At 38.0% G+C, this 18,866-nt stretch carries 17 protein-coding genes and 2 tRNA genes; all 19 read left to right on the top strand.

Features of this window, described 5'->3' with window-relative positions; genetic code table 11:
* Positions 1–105: 105 nt before the first annotated feature.
* The 19 genes from SFC32_RS03245 to SFC32_RS03155 all read left to right on the top strand — a co-directional run bounded on the left by SFC32_RS03245 (position 106) and on the right by SFC32_RS03155 (position 18,770).
* Positions 106–1,311 (top strand): efflux RND transporter periplasmic adaptor subunit, encoded by a 1,206-nt coding sequence (locus tag SFC32_RS03245; protein WP_411050190.1) that lies wholly within the window; start codon positions 106–108, stop codon positions 1,309–1,311.
* A 14-nt stretch (positions 1,312–1,325) separates the two neighbouring features.
* Positions 1,326–2,036 carry an ABC transporter ATP-binding protein gene (locus tag SFC32_RS03240; RefSeq protein ID WP_411050191.1) on the top strand — a complete coding sequence of 237 codons (711 nt, stop codon included), beginning with the start codon at positions 1,326–1,328 and terminating at the stop codon, positions 2,034–2,036.
* A 12-nt stretch (positions 2,037–2,048) separates the two neighbouring features.
* Positions 2,049–3,278 carry an ABC transporter permease gene (locus SFC32_RS03235; protein ID WP_074563917.1) on the top strand — a complete coding sequence of 410 codons (1,230 nt, stop codon included), beginning with the start codon at positions 2,049–2,051 and terminating at the stop codon, positions 3,276–3,278.
* Positions 3,279–3,364: 86 nt separating this feature from the next.
* Complete coding sequence (locus tag SFC32_RS03230; RefSeq protein ID WP_074563916.1) at positions 3,365–3,955, top strand: TVP38/TMEM64 family protein; 591 nt, start codon at positions 3,365–3,367, stop codon at positions 3,953–3,955.
* An 18-nt stretch (positions 3,956–3,973) separates the two neighbouring features.
* Positions 3,974–4,723: a class I SAM-dependent methyltransferase gene (locus SFC32_RS03225; RefSeq protein WP_411050192.1), complete on the top strand. Its 750-nt coding sequence runs from the start codon at positions 3,974–3,976 to the stop codon at positions 4,721–4,723.
* A 141-nt stretch (positions 4,724–4,864) separates the two neighbouring features.
* Positions 4,865–5,137, top strand: a complete 273-nt coding sequence (gene rpsP / locus SFC32_RS03220) for a 30S ribosomal protein S16 (RefSeq protein ID WP_074563913.1) — start codon at positions 4,865–4,867, stop codon at positions 5,135–5,137.
* 17 nt (positions 5,138–5,154) lie between these two features.
* Positions 5,155–5,403 (top strand): KH domain-containing protein, encoded by a 249-nt coding sequence (locus SFC32_RS03215; RefSeq protein WP_003065320.1) that lies wholly within the window; start codon positions 5,155–5,157, stop codon positions 5,401–5,403.
* Between the two features lie 261 nt (positions 5,404–5,664).
* Positions 5,665–5,736, top strand: a tRNA-Gln gene (locus tag SFC32_RS03210).
* 25 nt (positions 5,737–5,761) lie between these two features.
* Positions 5,762–5,833 (top strand) — tRNA-Glu (locus tag SFC32_RS03205).
* Between the two features lie 85 nt (positions 5,834–5,918).
* Positions 5,919–6,437, top strand: coding sequence for a ribosome maturation factor RimM (gene rimM / locus SFC32_RS03200; RefSeq protein WP_411049991.1), 519 nt, complete (start codon positions 5,919–5,921; stop codon positions 6,435–6,437).
* Positions 6,427–7,155, top strand: coding sequence for a tRNA (guanosine(37)-N1)-methyltransferase TrmD (trmD, locus tag SFC32_RS03195; RefSeq protein ID WP_411049992.1), 729 nt, complete (start codon positions 6,427–6,429; stop codon positions 7,153–7,155). The genes rimM and trmD overlap by 11 nt, the downstream gene beginning before the upstream one ends.
* 60 nt (positions 7,156–7,215) lie before the next feature.
* Positions 7,216–7,728, top strand: coding sequence for a GrpB family protein (locus tag SFC32_RS03190; protein WP_411049993.1), 513 nt, complete (start codon positions 7,216–7,218; stop codon positions 7,726–7,728).
* Positions 7,729–8,730 (top strand): NAD(P)/FAD-dependent oxidoreductase, encoded by a 1,002-nt coding sequence (locus SFC32_RS03185; RefSeq protein WP_074867878.1) that lies wholly within the window; start codon positions 7,729–7,731, stop codon positions 8,728–8,730. It begins immediately after the preceding gene.
* Between the two features lie 176 nt (positions 8,731–8,906).
* Positions 8,907–9,650 (top strand): DeoR/GlpR family DNA-binding transcription regulator, encoded by a 744-nt coding sequence (locus tag SFC32_RS03180; RefSeq protein ID WP_309137144.1) that lies wholly within the window; start codon positions 8,907–8,909, stop codon positions 9,648–9,650.
* Positions 9,647–10,558 carry a 1-phosphofructokinase gene (gene pfkB, locus SFC32_RS03175; RefSeq protein ID WP_411049994.1) on the top strand — a complete coding sequence of 304 codons (912 nt, stop codon included), beginning with the start codon at positions 9,647–9,649 and terminating at the stop codon, positions 10,556–10,558. Before SFC32_RS03180 ends, pfkB begins: the two co-directional genes overlap by 4 nt.
* Positions 10,555–12,483 (top strand): fructose-specific PTS transporter subunit EIIC, encoded by a 1,929-nt coding sequence (locus SFC32_RS03170; RefSeq protein ID WP_411049995.1) that lies wholly within the window; start codon positions 10,555–10,557, stop codon positions 12,481–12,483. The genes pfkB and SFC32_RS03170 overlap by 4 nt, the downstream gene beginning before the upstream one ends.
* Positions 12,484–12,755: 272 nt before the next feature.
* Positions 12,756–14,990, top strand: a complete 2,235-nt coding sequence (gene metE / locus SFC32_RS03165; protein WP_411049996.1) for a 5-methyltetrahydropteroyltriglutamate--homocysteine S-methyltransferase — start codon at positions 12,756–12,758, stop codon at positions 14,988–14,990.
* Positions 14,991–15,003: 13 nt separating this feature from the next.
* Positions 15,004–16,860 carry a bifunctional homocysteine S-methyltransferase/methylenetetrahydrofolate reductase gene (locus SFC32_RS03160; protein ID WP_411049997.1) on the top strand — a complete coding sequence of 619 codons (1,857 nt, stop codon included), beginning with the start codon at positions 15,004–15,006 and terminating at the stop codon, positions 16,858–16,860.
* A gap of 149 nt (positions 16,861–17,009) precedes the next feature.
* Positions 17,010–18,770, top strand: coding sequence for a 1-deoxy-D-xylulose-5-phosphate synthase (locus SFC32_RS03155; RefSeq protein ID WP_411049998.1), 1,761 nt, complete (start codon positions 17,010–17,012; stop codon positions 18,768–18,770).
* Positions 18,771–18,866 lie beyond the last annotated feature (96 nt).

The following is an 18,866-nucleotide window of genomic DNA, read 5'->3' as shown; positions in this document are numbered from 1 at the left end:
TGATAAAGATAGTAGTCAGGTTTGTTCTTGACAGTAAAATATCAAAAATGTATAATTGTTCTATCTGAGTGATACAACTATACAAGAAAGAATATGAGGATTATTATGTCTAGAAGAAGTAAATCAAGTATGTCAAAAAAAACTAAGGTGATGATTGGTGCAGCGGCAGCGTTCTTTGTTCTTGCAGGTGGAGGCTTAATGCTTGTGCAACAATCAAAAGCAAAAGCTGCGAACGCTGAAGTTTCTTATAAAGCTGTAAAAGTAACAGAAGGAACGGTTTCATCAACAACACTCTTAACGGGACAAGTAAAGGCTCTTCAAGAGCAGTATGTTTATTTTGATAACAGTAAAGGCAGCTCTGCTAAGGCAACTGTTGCTGTAGGAGATCAAATTACAACTGGTCAACAATTGGTTCAATACGACTCAACCACAGCTCAAGCAACATATGACACAGCCGTTCGTGGCCTTAATAAAGTTGGACGCCAGATTGACCATCTGAAAAAATATGGTAATCTTCCAACAACATCAACAACGACTGATGACGAAACTGGTGAAGAAAAGACAGTTACGCAACAACCAACTGCTCAACAAACAGCAGATTACAATCAACAATTACAAGACTTGAATGATGCTTACGCAGATGCACAAGCAGAAGTGAATAAAGCGCAACAAGCTTTAAATGAAACAATCATTACTAGCGATGTGTCTGGTACAGTTGTTGAAGTAAATAACGACATTGATCCAGCATCTAAAAATAGTCAAACTCTTGTTCACGTTGCTACAGAAGGGCAACTTCAAGTTAAAGGAACGTTGACAGAGTACGATTTAGCAAATATTAAAACAGGTCAAAATGTTAAGATCAAATCAAAAGTGTATCCTGATAAAGAGTGGACTGGTACGATCTCATACATTTCAAATTATCCAAATCAAACAGCCTCTTCTGAATCAAATGGCTCATCAAACAGTGCAGCTTCATATGATTACAAGATTGATTTGACTGGAGACACAGCAAATCTTCAACAAGGCTTTACAGTTTCTGTGGAAGTTGTCAACGAAAATAAAAACAAATTAGTTCCTGTTGATGCTCTTGTATCTGAAGGTGACAAGAAATTTGTTTGGGTTTACGATAAAGCGACTAAGAAAATCAGCAAAGTTGAAGTAGCCGTTGGTAATGCAGATGCTTCTCAACAAGAAATTTTAAGTGGTTTGGAAGTCGGACAAACAGTTATTTCAAACCCTGAAAAATCAATGAAGAATGGTGAGAAAGTAGATAAAGTCACTACTGAAGATGCCGCTACAACAGAAAAATAAGAGGTGAGTAAGTAGTGAAAGATGAGAAAAAAGCATTAATTCAGCTAAGTAATATCGTAAAATCCTATCGTAATGGTGATCAAGAGCTTAATGTCCTCAAAGGAATTGATTTGACAGTCTATGAAGGTGAATTCGTAGCAATTATGGGTCCATCTGGTTCTGGTAAATCAACTCTAATGAACATCATTGGTTTGTTAGACAGACCGACCTCAGGTGATTATATTTTAAATGGAACACAAGTAGAAGAACTCAAAGAAAAGCAATTAGCCAAAGTTAGAAATCAAGAAATCGGGTTTGTTTTTCAACAATTTTTCCTTCTTTCAAAATTGTCTGCTTTGCAAAATGTTGAGCTTCCACTTGTTTACGCCGGGGTAAATTCGTCAAAACGACGTCAATTAGCCAAACAATTTTTGGAAAAAGTTGAGCTCAGCGAACGCATGAAACATTTGCCATCAGAGTTATCAGGTGGTCAAAAACAACGTGTGGCTATTGCGCGTGCCTTGGTGAATAATCCATCAATCATCCTTGCTGATGAGCCAACCGGTGCACTTGATACCAAGACAAGTGACCAAATCATGCAATTGTTGACTGAGCTTAATCGTGAAGGAAAAACAATTGTTATGGTTACGCATGAACCTGAAATTGCTGATTTTGCTACACGAAAAATTGTTATTCGCGATGGTGAGATTACGCGAGACACGACAGAAAGTGTCAGAATTGATTAGGGGAGGATTATAATGGAAAATTGGAAATTCGCCCTAAGTTCAATTATGGGGCACAAGATGCGTTCGTTTCTGACGACTTTAGGGGTTATTATTGGTGTAGCTTCAGTCGTTGTTATCATGGCTTTGGGGCAAGGAATGACTAATCAAGTTACTAATATGTTCGCTTCAGACAGCCAAGATGTTCAGCTCTATTACACAACTAAAAAGACTGACGATATTGATGTTTTTGATGATGAAGATCCTAGAGATGCTGATAAAGGACCAGCCATTAAAGAAGAATGGTTGCAAAAAATTACCAGTGAGCTGCCAGATGTTGAAAATTATTATTTAACCAATGGTACAACGTCAACAGTTGAGGGCAATCAGAAAAAGTCAAAAAATGTTAACATAACAGGAGTTAACAGAACCTACTTTACGGTTAAAAAATACAAAGTTCTTGCAGGACGAAGCTTTGAAACTGGCGATTACAGTCGATTCTCCCGCATTGTCATGCTGGATACCAAGCTTGCAGTTAAATTATTTGGTAGCAATGAAAATGCACTAAATCAACATGTATCAATTGGTTCAAAAAATTATTTGGTTGTTGGTGTTTATAAAGATCCAAATGCTGGATCTCAGCAATATGGTATGCAATCTGGCGGTAATGCTGTCATGACCAATACTCAATTAGCTGCAGAGTTTAATGTGGATGAAGTTCAAGCGGCATTTGTCCATGTTGAAGACGTCAAACAAACTACAAAAGTCGGAAAAGAAGCGGCTCGTCTCTTAACGCAATTGTCAGGGGTGAGGACTGGTCGCTTTACAATTTTTGACATGTCACAAGTTATTTCTCAAGTCAGCTCTGCTTATAGCATGATGACAGCAGTTATTGGTGCTATCGCAGGTATTTCTCTTCTTGTTGGTGGTATTGGGGTTATGAATATCATGTTGGTATCTGTTACCGAGCGTACACGAGAAATTGGTTTACGAAAAGCTCTTGGAGCAACCCGTCAAAAGATTTTGACACAATTTTTGATTGAATCAATGGTATTGACAATTTTAGGTGGTTTAATTGGACTTTGCCTAGCTTCTGGTTTAACAAGCCTTATTGGAAATAGCATTCCAAATGTAAAACCATCAATCTCATTAAACATTGCTTTAGGAAGTCTTATCTTCTCAGCGATAATTGGTGTTATTTTTGGACTTTTACCGGCTAATAAAGCAAGTAAACTAGATCCGATTGAAGCTCTTCGCTATGAATAGTGAGAAAGTTATAAGAATTCTTGTTTAATAGGAGCAACCCTTGTATAATGGTTTTAAAGTAACAAATAAAAATAAAGGGTGATACGATGTATGGTGCTTTAAAAAAACTGGTTAAATTTCTAGGAATTTTTTCAATTGTTTTAACGGTTCTATTTTTAGTTTATCTGTTTAAGAATTTGGATATTTTAAATGATCCTGATGCCTTAACAAGAGCTTTAAAAGGTCATCTTATTCTTGGGAGTTTTGCTTTTCTTCTTCTACAAATCATCCAAGTAGTTATTCCAATTATTCCTGGGGGAGTCACCACAGTTGTGGGGTTTATGGCTTTTGGACCTATTCTAGGCTTTATCTTAAATTATGTTGGGATAGTAATTGGAAGTATCATTCTATTCTTGTTAACTCGCCGCTACGGCAAACCATTCATCATGCTCTTTATCGATGAGCAAACTTATGCAAAATATGAGGAAAAGTTAGCTTCATCAACCTATGAAACAGTTTTTGCGCTGAATATGGCTTCACCAATCTCGCCAGCAGACATTTTGGTTATGATTACAGGTTTATCTAAGATGTCTTTTAAACGATTCCTTTACATTATTTTACTTTGCAAGCCGATTTCAATCGTTGCTTTTAGTTACTTCTGGATTTACGGCGGGCAATTTATCAGAAGTTTGCTTTGATTTTGTTATAATAGATATATGACTATTGCAATTACAACGAGTTTAAAGGAAAATGATGATTTATTAAAAAGAGCAAGAATAATCGGAGAGAAGCTTTCTTTGCCTGTCATCAAACGGCAAAAGCAATCAGTAACAAAGCTTTTAAAGGGAAGAGAAAGTCTTCTTCTGGTTTATGATAATAAGCTTTGCCTGGTAAATCAAGATGGTAGTGAACTTGTTTTTCATCCAGACACTGCTATGCTACGCATTAAAAGCTCACATGATGCTTTAATTGATTTGTTGGGAAAAGAACCTTTGCAAATTCTTGATAGCACGATGGGCTTAGCAAGTGATAGCATTGTCATGGCTTATGCGGGCCACACTGTCACAGCGGTGGAAAGCCACCCAATCATTCATTTTATTGTATCAGAAGGATTACAGCATTATCAGTCTGATTCAGAAGTTTTAAATAAAGCCATGCGTTCAATTCACACGGTTTGTGCGGAGAATTTAGCTTATTTAAAAACATTGCCAGATAATTCTTATGATGTCATTTACTGTGATCCAATGTTTTCTGAGAGAATTACGGAGTCTAAAAATTTAGATGGCTTACGCCAATATGCTAACGATACAGCTTTTTCAGAAGAATTTTTGAGAGAAGCAAAGCGCGTGGCAAGAAAGAAAATTATTATTAAAGCTCATTTTAGGGATAAGGTATTTGAAACCTATGGGTTTAAGCAATTTGTGCGACCAAACCAAAAGTTTCATTACGGTGTGATTGAGCTTTGAGGCATTTGATCAATTGAAAAAATTTTAAAAGGTGTCAAGTTTTTTTCTTGACACCTTATCTTTTTATGATATAATAAATTAAGTGAGTTAGTAGCAGAGCTATTAACCTAAACAAAAAAATAGAAAAGAGACTTTATACTAATGGCAGTAAAAATCCGTTTAACTCGTATGGGTTCTAAGAAAAAACCTTTCTACCGTATCAACGTAGCTGATTCACGTGCTCCACGTGACGGTCGTTTCATCGAAACAGTTGGTACTTACAACCCACTTATCGAAGAAAACCAAGTATCACTTAAAGAAGAACGTGTTCTTGAATGGTTGTCTAAAGGTGCTCAACCTTCAGATACAGTTCGTAACATCCTTTCACGTGAAGGCGTTATGAAAAAATTCCACGATTCAAAATTCTCAAAATAATAGAGTAAACTAAGCCTATGGATACCATTGAAAATCTTATTATCGCTATTGTGAAACCTTTGATTTCACAACCAGATAATCTTACCATTAAAATTGAAGATACACCTGAGTTTTTAGAATATCATCTTGATTTGGATGCACAGGACATCGGTCGTGTTATCGGTAAAAAAGGTCGTACCATTACAGCGATAAGATCGATTGTCTATTCGGTACCAACTCAAGGTAAAAAAGTAAGACTCGTTATTGACGAAAAAGGAGAAGAGTAGCAATTAGCTGCCCTTTTTCTTTTTGTTTTTAGAGTTTAGTTTTGACTATTTTTCGGGTAAAAGGTTTTTTTGAAAAAAAGTTAAAAAAATTGAAAAAAGGGGTTTTCAAATAGTATCCTTTATGATAGAATATTTCTTGTGCTGATTTAGGAAATGTAAATCGCAAGGAACTTTTAAAAGTCTTGAAAAAAAGATTTAAAAAAGTTTCAAAAAACTATTGACAAGCAAGTGAAATTGCGATAGAATAGTCTATGTTGTTTATGGGGTATAGCCAAGCGGTAAGGCAAGGGACTTTGACTCCCTCATGCGTTGGTTCGAATCCAGCTACCCCAGTAAACCTCAAAGGTTTTGTTAATATGGTCCGTTGGTCAAGGGGTTAAGACACCGCCTTTTCACGGCGGTAACACGGGTTCGAATCCCGTACGGACTATCTTGACCAGTTGCAGCGTGGCAGCTGGTTTTTTCTTTACCATTTTTATGGTAAAATGATAAAGACTAAGTTATGTGGAGTTGAAATGAATTACTATAATGTTGGAAAAATCGTCAATACACAAGGTCTTCAAGGTGAGATGCGTGTGTTGTCAGTAACTGATTTTGCTGAAGAACGTTTTAAAAAGGGTTCAAAATTAGCTGTTTTTGATGATAAAGATAATTTCTTGATTGATGTTGAGATTGCTAGTCATCGTAAACAAAAGAATTTTGATATTATCAAGTTTAAAGGCATGTATCATATCAATGATATTGAAAAATACAAAGGTTGCACTTTGAAAGTAGCTGAAGAAAACTTGTCAGAGCTTGAAGACGGTGAATTTTACTATCATGAAATTATCGGGCTTGATGTTTATGAAAATGACATTTTAGTCGGACAAGTTAAAGAAATTCTTCAACCTGGCGCAAATGATGTTTGGGTGGTTAAACGTAAAGGTAAACGCGACTTGCTATTACCATACATTCCACCAGTTGTTTTAAATGTCGATGTTGCTGCCAATCGTGTAGATGTGGATATTTTGGAAGGACTTGACGATGAAGATTGATATCTTAACGCTTTTTCCTGAAATGTTTGCGCCATTAGAATACTCTATTGTCGGGAAAGCAAAGGAAAAAGGGTTGCTTGACATTAACTATCACAATTTCCGTGATAATGCCGAAAAAGCTCGTCATGTTGATGATGAACCATACGGTGGTGGACAGGGAATGTTGCTTCGTGCACAGCCTATTTTTGACACGATTGATAAAATCGATGCGAAGAAACCTCGTGTTATTCTTTTGGATCCAGCGGGTCGCACTTTTGATCAAAGCTATGCTGAAGAGTTGGCGCAAGAAGAAGAGTTGATTTTTATCTGTGGCCATTATGAAGGTTATGATGAACGTATCAAGACTTTGGTAACGGATGAAATCTCACTCGGGGATTTTGTTTTAACGGGTGGTGAATTGGCTGCGATGACGATTGTGGATGCAACGGTTCGCCTAATTCCAAATGTTCTTGGAAAAGAAGCGAGTCACCAAGATGATTCGTTCTCATCTGGTTTGCTCGAGTTCCCACAATACACTCGTCCTTATGACTTCAGAGGTATGAAAGTTCCTGATATTTTGATGAGTGGTCACCACGAAAATATTCGCAAATGGCGAATTGAACAAAGTCTTCGTAAGACTTTAGAGCGTCGACCGGATTTGTTGGAAAATTATGCTTTTACAAAAGAAGAAGAGGCTATTTTCCGAAAGATTCTCAAAGAGAGAGACGCGCAAGAATAGAATATGTGATATAATAGAGGACATGCAGGCTGTATGTCTCTTTATTTTTAGGGAGGTTTTATGCGAACGAAGGAAGTCCTTGTTCTGTCTTATCAGGAAAGTTGGAAAGATGATTTTGAGAAGATTGCCAAAGAGCTTAAAGCTGCTCTAGGCGACTTAATTCTTAAAATAGAACATGTGGGAAGTACTTCTGTTCAAGGGCTTTCAGCAAAGCCAATTATTGACATCGATTTGGTGATTGCTATAGACACAGATTTGTCTGAGGTGATTCAAAAATTAGCAGTGATTGGTTATGTTCATGAGGGAAATTTAGGGATCGAAGGTAGAGAAGCTTTTGCTTACTCAGGCAAAGAGCATCTTCAAGTTCATCATCTTTATGTTTGTCCTGAAAATTCGCCTGAACTGAAGCGTCATCTTGCTTTTCGTGATTATTTACGTAGTCGTCCTGAGGCTGTTTTGGCTTATGGCGAGGTAAAAGAAAAAGCAGCGAAGCTATTCCCTAAAGATATTGATCAATACATTGCCTATAAATCGTCGATTATCGAAGAAATATACAAGGAGTTGGAAATATAAATGTCAGAAAATCGTGAAATCTATGATATTACTATCATTGGTGGTGGACCTGTTGGTTTGTTTGCAGCCTTTTACGCTGGTTTGCGCGGCGTTTCGGTGAAAATCATTGAAAGTTTATCTGAACTTGGTGGACAACCTGCAGTTCTTTATCCAGAAAAAATGATTTATGACGTTGCTGGTTTTCCTGGAATTACAGCAGCTGATTTGACTGAAAATCTGATCAAGCAACTAGATCGTTTCAAAGATAGCACAGCTATTTGCCTTAAAGAAGAAGTCAAAACATTTGAAAAAGATGGTGATATTTTCACTATCGAAACAAATAAAGGTCAACATTTTTCACGTGCTATCGTGATTGCATGTGGTAATGGTGCTTTTGCCCCTCGTACACTTGGTTTGGAAGGTGAAGAAGCTTACGCTGACAACAACCTTTTCTACAACGTTCACAAACTTGACCAATTCGCTGGTAAAGATGTAGTCATTTGTGGTGGTGGTGACTCAGCTGTCGACTGGGCAAATCACTTAGATGGCTTGGCTAAAAGTGTAACTATTGTGCACCGTCGTGATGCTTTTCGTGCTCATGAACACAGTGTAGAAGTTTTGAAAGAGTCAAATGTTAACATTTTGACACCTTATGTGCCATTTGAACTTTCTGGTGATGGTCAATTTGTTAAGAGCTTAACTGTTCAAAAAGTGAAGTCTGATGAAACTGTTGAATTGCCACTTGACGCTTTGATTGTAAGTTTTGGATTTTCAACATCAAATAAAAACCTTAAAAATTGGAATGTGGATTACAAACGTTCAAGTATTGCGGTGTCACCATTGTTTGAAACAAGTCAAGCAGGTGTTTACGCAATTGGTGATGCGGCCGATTATGAAGGTAAGGTCGATTTGATTGCGACTGGATTTGGTGAAGCACCAACAGCGATTAATCAAGCTATCAAGTATATCTTCCCTGATCGTGATAACCGTGTTGTTCACTCAACATCATTAATCAATGAATAAAAACAAAAAGCCTTGTAAGAATGATTCTTACGAGGCTTTTTCTGAAATTTTCGAGAATCTTTTCTGAAAATTGACGGTCTGACAGAAAAATGATAGAATTTGAGAGAAAGTGCTTGACATTGATTGCAAATATAGTATAATTCTAACTGTAAACGATTACAAAGGAGGTGGCGAGGATTCTAAAGTCTAAACGAAAGCAGTTAATCATGGAAAAACTTTCCCATGATAAGTTTGTTCGGCTAGATGATTTAGTGAGCCTACTAGATACCTCTGAGTCCACTGTTCGCAGGGATTTAGACGAGCTTGAAAGTGAGCGAAAACTTCACCGAGTACACGGTGGAGCAGAACTTCCTCACTCTCTCCAAGAGGAATTTACCAATCAACAAAAATCTATCAAAAACATTCAAGAAAAAATGCTGGTTGCTAGAAAAGCAGCATCCTTGATTTCAAATGATGATGTTATTTTTGTAGATGCAGGGACAACCAATGAATTGTTGTTAGGCTATTTGAACCAAGACAATTTAACTGTTGTAACCAACTCGATTCACCATGCGGCTAAGTTGGTTGATAAAAACATTCAGACCATTATTATTGGTGGTCATGTAAAAAAATCAACAGATGCCAGCATTGGAGCTGTGGCTTATGAGCAAATTAAGCAGTTGAACTTTGATAAGGCTTTTTTAGGTATCAACGGTATCGATGAGGAATTTTTAACGACACCAGATATGGAGGAAGCTGTTATCAAGAAAACTGTGATTGAAAATGCTAGAAAGTCATACATCGTTACAGATTCATCAAAAATCGGTCGGGTATCCTTTGCCAAGGTCGATAAGATTGAGAATGCTACAATTATTACCAATCAATCTAGCGGAGCACTGATGAAAAAAATAAAAGAAAATACGAGGGTAATTGAAGTATGATTTACACAGTAACGCTGAATCCATCAATCGATTTTATCGTACGTTTGGATCATTTAGAACTTGGTAGCGTTAACCGCATGACTAGCGATGACAAATTTGCTGGTGGTAAAGGTATCAATGTTAGTCGTATCTTGCAACGTTTGGATGTCGATAATACAGCAACTGGATTTATCGGTGGATTTACTGGACGTTTTGTTGAAGATGGCTTGACTGCAGAAGGTATCAAAACAAACTTTGTTCAAGTTTTTGAAGATACACGTATCAACGTTAAAATCAAAGCTGGTGAAGAAACAGAAATCAATGGTGCTGGTCCAAAAATTTCAGATGAAAAACTTGAAGAATTAAAAGCAATTCTTGCTGGTCTTTCAAGTGAAGATACTGTTGTTTTTGCAGGTTCAGCTCCAAGTAGCCTTGGTAACCAAGTTTACAACACATTGATTCCAATTGCTAAAAAAGCTGGTGCAGAAGTAGTTTGTGACTTTGAAGGTCAAACACTTTTAGATTCATTAAACTACCAACCACTTTTAGTAAAACCAAATAATCACGAATTAGCAGATATTTTTGGTGTAGAATTGAACGGTCTTGAAGACATCGAAAAATACGCCCGCGAAATTCTTGCAAAAGGTGCTAAAAACGTTATTATTTCAATGGCTGGTGATGGTGCATTATTAGTTACACCAGAAGCGGCTTACTTTGCAAAACCAATCAAAGGCACTGTTAAAAATTCTGTTGGTGCTGGAGATTCAATGGTTGCCGGATTTACTGGTGAATACGTGAAATCAGGTGACCCAATCGAAGCGCTTAAATGGGGTGTTGCCTGCGGTACAGCAACGACATTCTCAGATGATTTAGCAACAGCTGAATTCATTAAAGAAACATATCAAAAAGTAGAGGTAGAAAAACTATGAAAATTCAAGACTTGCTCAGAAAAGATGTCATGATTCTTGATTTGAAAGCAACTTCAAAAGAAGCTGTTATCGATGAAATGATTACAAGCCTTGTTGAACACGGAGTTGTCACAGACTTTGATACTTTTAAACAAGGTATCATGAACCGTGAAGCACAAACATCAACAGGTTTGGGTGATGGTATTGCTATGCCTCACAGTAAGAACGCCGCTGTTAAAGAAGCAACAGTTCTTTTTGCAAAATCTCAAGCAGGTGTTGATTATGAAGCATTGGATGGCCAACCGACTTACCTATTCTTCATGATTGCAGCACCAGACGGAGCAAACGATACTCACTTAGCAGCACTTGCTGAATTGTCAAAATACCTTTTGAAAGATGGTTTTGCTGATAAATTGCGTCACGTCTCAACAGCTGATGAAGTCATCGCAACTTTTGACTCTGCAGAAGAAGATAATAAAGCAAAAGAAGAAGTTAAAGCAGCTCTAGTATCAGATGACAAACCGCTTATCGTAGCTGTAACAGCTTGTACAACTGGTATTGCTCACACTTACATGGCTGAAGAAGCTCTTATCAAACAAGGTGACGAAATGGGTGTCACTGTTCGTGTTGAAACAAATGGTGCATCAGGTGTCGGTAACCGTTTGACAGCTGATGAAATCGCTCATGCTAAAGGTGTTATTGTTGCTGCAGATAAAGCAGTGGAAATGGCACGTTTTGACGGTAAACCATTGGTATCTCGTCCAGTTGCTGACGGTATCAAGAAAACTGAAGAATTAATTAACATCATCCTTGATGGTAAAGCTGACACTTACAAAGCTGCAGCAGGTTCTTCTACTGAAGAAAAAGAATCAAGTGAAAAACTTAGCCTTGGCGCTGCATTCTACAAACACTTGATGAGTGGTGTTTCTCAAATGTTGCCATTCGTTATCGGTGGTGGTATCATGATTGCACTTGCATTCTTGATTGATAACATTTTGGGTGTGCCAAAAGATCAACTTTCTAACTTGGGTACATATCACCAAGCAGCTGCTTACTTCAAAACAATTGGTAATGCTGCCTTTGGATTCATGCTTCCAATCTTGGCAGGTTACATTGCTTACTCAATCGCTGAAAAACCAGGTCTTGTAGCTGGTTTCGTAGCTGGTGCGATTGCTTCAAGCGGTGCTGCTTGGGGTAATCTTGAAGGGACTCCTTCAGGTTTCCTTGGAGCACTTGTAGGTGGTTTCCTTGCTGGATGGTTAGTTAACCTTGTTAAAAAAGCATGTGCTGGTTTGCCACGTTCACTTGAAGGTATCAAATCAATCTTGCTTTACCCATTACTTGGTGTCTTCTTGACAGGTTTTGCAATGTTGTTCGTCAACATTCCAATGGCTGCTATTAACACTGGTTTGAACAACTTCCTTGGAGGTCTTCAAGGTGCATCAGCAGTTCTTCTTGGAGCTATCCTTGGTGGTATGATGGCTATCGATATGGGTGGACCATTTAACAAAGCTGCGTATGTCTTTGGTACAGGTACACTTGCTGCATCAGTAGCAACAGGTGGTTCAGTGGCTATGGCATCAGTTATGGCTGGTGGTATGGTTCCACCACTTGCAGTATTTGTTGCAACTCTTCTTTTCAAAAACAAATTCACTGAAGAAGAACGTAACTCAGGTTCGACAAACATCATCATGGGTCTTTCATTTATCACAGAAGGAGCTATCCCATTTGGTGCTGCTGACCCTGCTCGTGCAATTCCAAGCTTCATGGTTGGTTCTGCCGTAGCTGGTGGTCTTGTCGGAGCATTCGGTATTAAATTGATGGCTCCACACGGTGGTATCTTTGTTATTGCATTGACAAGTGCTCCAATTCTTTACCTTGTCTTTGTTATCATTGGTGCAATCGTTGCAGGTCTTCTCTTCGGAGCCCTTAAAAAAGCAAAATAATTAAAAGTCATTACAATACAACTAATACAAAAAATTATTAATCTAACAACGATAAAGGGATTCCTTCGGGAATCTCTTTTTTAAGTGTTAGAAGATTCTTGTTATAGTTTAAAACTATAACAGATTCTAATTACATAGTTAAAAACTATAGCAAAGCATAAAAAGATAGAATGGCTAGAACCATTGAAAAATAAGGGTTTATCGTTTAAAATCTTAACTATAAAATTTTTGAATTGTATAGTTTTAAACTAATACGGTTATAGGAGGTAACTATGGTTAAGGTTTCGAATTTGGGATATCCGCGTTTGGGTGAGAATCGTGAGTGGAAAAAATTGATTGAGTCTTATTGGGCTGGCAATATCTCACAAGATGAATTGCAAGCAGAAGCGAAGGCATTGCGCTTATCATTTTTGAAAAAACAAGCTGATGCAGGTCTTGATTTTATTCCTGTGGGTGATTTTTCACTTTACGATCATATTTTGGATTTGTCTGTGCAATTTGGCGTGATTCCAAATCGTTTTGCCAAGGAAGAGATTAATCTGGATTTGTTCTTTGCGATTGCGCGTGGTAACAAGGAAAATGTTGCTTCATCAATGAAAAAATGGTTCAACACCAACTACCACTACATTGTTCCAGAATGGTCAAAAGTTAAACCGCACTTGACAAATACACGCTTGCTTGATTTGTACCTTGAAGCTAAAGAAGTTGTTGGTGATAAGGCTAAGCCAGTTATTACTGGGCCAATCACTTATGTCGCCTTGTCATCTGAGGTTAGCGATTTTACTTCAGCAGTGAAAAAACTCTTGCCACTTTACAAACAAGTCTTTACAGAATTGGTTGAAGCTGGTGCAACATACATTCAAGTTGATGAACCGATTTTTGTAACGGATGAAGGGGCAGATCTTCTTGAAGCAGCAAAATGCGTTTATGCTTATTTTGCCAAAGAAGTGCCACAAGCCAAGATTATCTTCCAAACTTACTTTGAAGCTTTGATTGATGCTAAAGAGTTATCAGAACTTCCGGTTGCAGCATTTGGTCTTGATTTTGTTCATGGCCTTGATGAAAATCTTGAAGTGGTTGAAGCTGGTTATTTTGAAAATAAAGAAGTGTTTGCAGGAGTTGTTGATGGTCGTAACATCTGGGCAACTGATTTTGAAAAAACATCAGAATTGCTCGAAAAGCTACAAGCTAAAGTTGGCAATCTTGTGATTCAACCATCTTGTTCTCTTCTTCATGTGCCTGTAACTACTAAAAATGAAACTGACCTTGAGCCTGTTCTTAAAAATGGTCTTGCATTTGCAGATGAAAAATTGCAAGAACTTGAACTTTTAAGTCAATACTTGGATGGTCAAGAATCTGAAGCTTACAAGCAACATGTGGTTGACTTTGACGCTTTGCAAGCAGCTGATTTCCGAAATGTGACTCTTGAAAGTTTAGAAAATGTGCCGACTGAGCGTGTGGATTACAAAGTTCGCCGCAAGGTGCAACAAGAAAAGCTAGGTTTGCCAACACTTCCGACAACGACAATTGGGTCATTCCCTCAATCACCAGAAGTTCGTCGTACTCGTCTGGCTTGGAAACGTGGCAATATCTCTGATGCTGAATATGAAGATTTCATCAAATCAGAAATCGCTCGTTGGATTAAGATTCAAGAAGACTTAGATATCGATGTTTTGGTACACGGTGAATTTGAACGTGTGGACATGGTTGAATTTTTCGGTCAAAAATTAGCTGGCTTTACCACAACTAAACTTGGTTGGGTGCAATCATACGGTTCTCGTGCAGTTAAACCACCAATTATTTACGGTGATGTGAAACACATCCAACCTTTGTCAGTAAAAGAAGTGGTTTATGCGCAAAGTTTGACTGACCGTCCTGTGAAAGGAATGTTAACTGGACCTATTACCATCACTAACTGGTCATTTGAACGTTCAGATATCTCACGCGCAGATCTTTTTAACCAAATTGGTCTTGCTATCAAAGACGAAATCAAGTTGCTTGAAGATGCAGGCATTGCTATTATCCAAGTGGATGAAGCTGCGCTTCGTGAAGGTTTGCCACTTCGTAAAGCTAAACAAAAAGCTTATCTCGATGACGCTGTGCATGCTTTCCGCATCGCAACATCGTCTGTCAAAGATGATACTCAAATTCACACTCACATGTGTTACTCTAAGTTTAATGAAATCATCGATTCTATTCGTGACTTGGACGCTGATGTTATTTCTATTGAGACAAGTCGTAGCCACGGTGATGTCATTGAATCATTTGAAACAGCAGTTTACCCACTTGGAATTGGTCTAGGGGTTTACGATATTCACTCACCACGTGTGCCAAGTAAAGAGGAAGTTATTGCAAATATTGAACGTCCACTTCGTCAATTATCATTGGAACAATTCTGGGTAAACCCTGACTGTGGTCTTAAAACACGTCGCGAACCAGAAACAATTGCCTCACTTAAAGTATTAGTAGAAGCAACTAAGGAAGTTCGAGCAAAATACGGAAAATAAGGAAGGTTGAGCTATGTCACGATTATTAGAACGTTTAAAAACAGATATTTTAGTCGCTGACGGTGCTATGGGAACTCTTCTTTATGCTAATGGTCTTGATAATTGTTACGAAGCTTATAATTTGACGCATCCAGAAAAAGTTTTAGCGATTCATAAAGCTTATATTGACGCTGGTGCTGATGTCATTCAGACAAACACCTATGCGGCCAAAAGACATCGACTAGAAGGTTACGGCTATGGTGACAAGATTAAAGAAATCAATCAAGCAGGCGTCAAAATTGCAAGACAAGCAGCAGGCAAGGATACCTTTGTTTTGGGAACAGTCGGTGCTCTTCGTGGTCTCAAACAATGCGAATTATCGCTTGATGAGATTATCAAGGAAACTTTAGAACAAGTTGGTTATTTGCTTGAAACAAAGGAAATTGATGGTCTTTTATTTGAAACTTACTACGATGAAGAAGAAATCATCGAAATTTTAAAGGCAGTCAGACCTTTAACAGACTTGCCGATTATTACCAATATTTCCATTCATGAAGCGGGAATAACCGAAAATGGTCGCCCATTGGTTGAAATTTTTGGAAAACTAGTGATGCTCGGGGCAGATGTAGTAGGACTCAATTGTCATTTGGGACCTTATCACATGATTCAATCGTTAAAACAAGTTCCATTATTTGCCCAGTCTTACTTATCTGTTTATCCTAATGCTAGTTTGTTATCCTTTGTTGATGATAATGGCAGCGGGCAGTATGGATTTAGCCAGAACGCAGATTACTTTGGGAAAAGTGCAGAGCTTCTTGTGGCTGAAGGAGCACGTCTGATTGGTGGGTGTTGTGGCACAACGCCTGACCATATCAGAGCAGTTAAGCGTGCAATAAAAGGCTTGAAACCAGTCTCACGCAAATTTGTTACACCGATGGTTGAAGAAGCAGAACTGATTAAGGCGGTTAAGCAATCAGAAACTATCGTCGACAAAGTCAAAAGAAAAGTAACTATTATAGCAGAGCTGGATCCACCAAAAACACTTGATATTAGAAAGTTTACTAAAGGGGTAAAAGCTTTGGACGAGGCTGGAGTATCTGCAATTACGCTGGCAGATAATTCGCTAGCTAAGACACGTATCTGTAATGTTAGTATTGCCTCGCTTTTGAAAAATGAGATTTCAACACCGTTTTTACTACACTTATCTTGTCGCGACCACAATATGATTGGGCTTCAATCACGTCTTTTGGGGATGGACGTGTTGGGCTTTCATCAGGTACTAGCGATTACAGGGGACCCATCTAAAATAGGAGATTTTCCGGGAGCAACCAGCGTCTATGATGCCACGAGCTTCAAGTTATTGGAGCTGATTAAGCAACTTAACAAGGGAATAGGTTACAGTGGCGCAAGCATTAAAAAAGAAACAACTTTTACAGCAGCAGCGGCTTTCAATCCAAATGTTAAAAATTTATCACGTTGCGGTCGATTGATTGAAAGAAAGATTGCTGCTGGAGCAGATTGTTTTATTACACAGCCTATTTTTAATAGTGAGATTATTGAAAATTTAGCAGAGCTAACACGAGATTATGAAACGCCATTTTTTGTTGGTATTATGCCAATTACTAGCTATAACAATGCTATTTTCCTTCACAATGAAGTACCCGGCATTCAGCTATCAGATAACTTTCTAGCAAAACTAGAAGCTGTCAAAGATGACAAGGAAAAATGCCAACAATTGGCTTTAGAAGAAAGTAAACAATTAATTGATTATGCTTTAAAATTCTTTAACGGCATTTACCTCATTACACCATTTATGCGATATGATTTAACTGTTGAATTGGTTGAATATATCCATCAGAAAGTTGAACAAAGTCACCAAATAATACCTTAATCAAGAGAGATAGAGATTATCTCTCTTTTTTTCTCCTAAAAAATCATTTTTTTGCTTGACTTGGAGTTAACTCCAAGGTGTATGATAGGGATACTTGAAAAAAGCTGAGAAGCTTTTAAAAATGATTGTCAAATAAAAAGGAGAAATATATGGTACTTGAAACAATTTCATCACCACAAGATTTAAAACAATTATCTCGTGAAGATTTGCAACGTGTGGTTGATGAAGCTCGTCAAGCTTTGCTTGAAAAAACAAGTCAGCATGGCGGGCACAATGGACCAAACTTTGGCATGGTTGAAATGACAGTTGCTATGCACTATGTCTTTAATTCACCAGTAGATAAATTCATTTTTGACGTTTCACACCAATCATACGTTCATAAAATGTTAACTGGTCGTGCCAAAGCTTTTCTTGACCCAGCACATTACGATGATGTATCTGGTTACACAAATCCCAAAGAAAGTGAACATGATTTGTTTACCATTGGGCATACTTCAACCTCTTTGTCACTGGCTTCAGGTGTGGCAAAAGCGCGTGATTTAAAAGATGAAGTTTACAATGTTGTTGCTGTTATCGGTGATGGTTCACTGTCAGGTGGAATGGCTTATGAAGGCTTGAACCAAATCGCAACAGAAGGAACCAATACGATTGTTATTGTTAATGATAATGACCAATCAATCGCAGCAAATCCAACTGGTGGTATTTACACAGCCCTTCGTGACTTGCGTGAAAACAATGGCAAAGCTGCTAATAATTTCTTTGAGGCGCTTGGTTTTGACTACTATTACCTTGATGCTGGAAATGATTTGACTCAATTAATTGCTCTTTTTGAAGAAGTAAAAGATGCGAATCACCCAGTTTTGTTACATATTCATACGCAAAAAGGTCATGGTGTGACATTCATGGAAGAAAATCGTGAAGCATTCCATGCAGGTGGACCTTACAATCCAGAAACTGGAGAGTATCTTCGTCACACAACTTCAGGTGAAACTTACAACAGCATTACGACAGAATTTGTTTTAGACAAAATTGAAAAAGACCCAACGGTGGTTGCTGTAAATGCGGGAACTCCGATGTTTATGTTGAATCAAGAGCAACGTCAAAAGGCTGGTAAACAATTTGTTGACGTAGGGATTGCTGAAGAAGAAGCGGCGACTATGGCAGCTGGTCTTGCTAAAAATGGTGCAAAGTCAATCTGGTACGTCGCAGCACCATTTATGCAACGTACTTATGACCAATGGTCACATGACATCGCACTTAATAATCTTCCGGTGACAACCTTGGTTTACTCAGCGTCAGTTAGTGCCATGAATGATGAAAGTCACCTTGGTTTCTTCGATATTCCATTCTTGGCTCACATTCCAAATGTGGTTTACTTGGCGCCAACAAGTAAAGAAGAGCATCTTGCGATGCTTGATTGGGCTGTTGAACAAAATGAACACCCAGTTGCTATTCGTATTCCAGTTGGTCCACTTCGTGAGACTGGAGTAGCTGATACGACAGATTATTCAATTCTTAACAAGAACCAAGTCACTCAAAAAGGTAGCAAGGTTGCTATCTTTGGTCTTGGCAATTTCTATGGTTTAGCTGAAGAAGTGGCTAAAGAATTGGCCGACAAACACGGAATCACAGCAACCCTAGTTAATCCAAAATTCATCACAGGATTGGACGAAGAATTACTTGATAGTTTGGAATCTGACCACCAAGTTGTTGTAACTTTGGAAGATGGTGTCCTTGAAGGTGGTTACGGTCAAATGGTTGCAAGCTATCTTGGTGATGCTGACCTTAAAGTTCAAAATTATGGTGTTGAAAAAGCTTTCCACGATCGCTACAATGCTCAAGAACTTTTAGCTGAAAATGGTATCACTGTTGACAATATCGTCAAAAATATTATTAAGGTTTTAGATTAATAACATTAGCCTGGGGCATATTTGTCTCAGGTTCTTTTTATGAATTGGAATCTTTGATGGCTAAGAGTCTCTTTTTTGGTGAAAATTTGTTATACT

This window comes from Streptococcus sp. TATVAM-FAB8, from assembly GCF_046592795.1.
Classification (GTDB): Bacteria; Bacillota; Bacilli; order Lactobacillales; family Streptococcaceae; genus Streptococcus; species Streptococcus ruminicola.
Note: the sequence above shows the minus strand (reverse complement) of the source record. Positions and strands in the feature narration are given on the sequence as shown.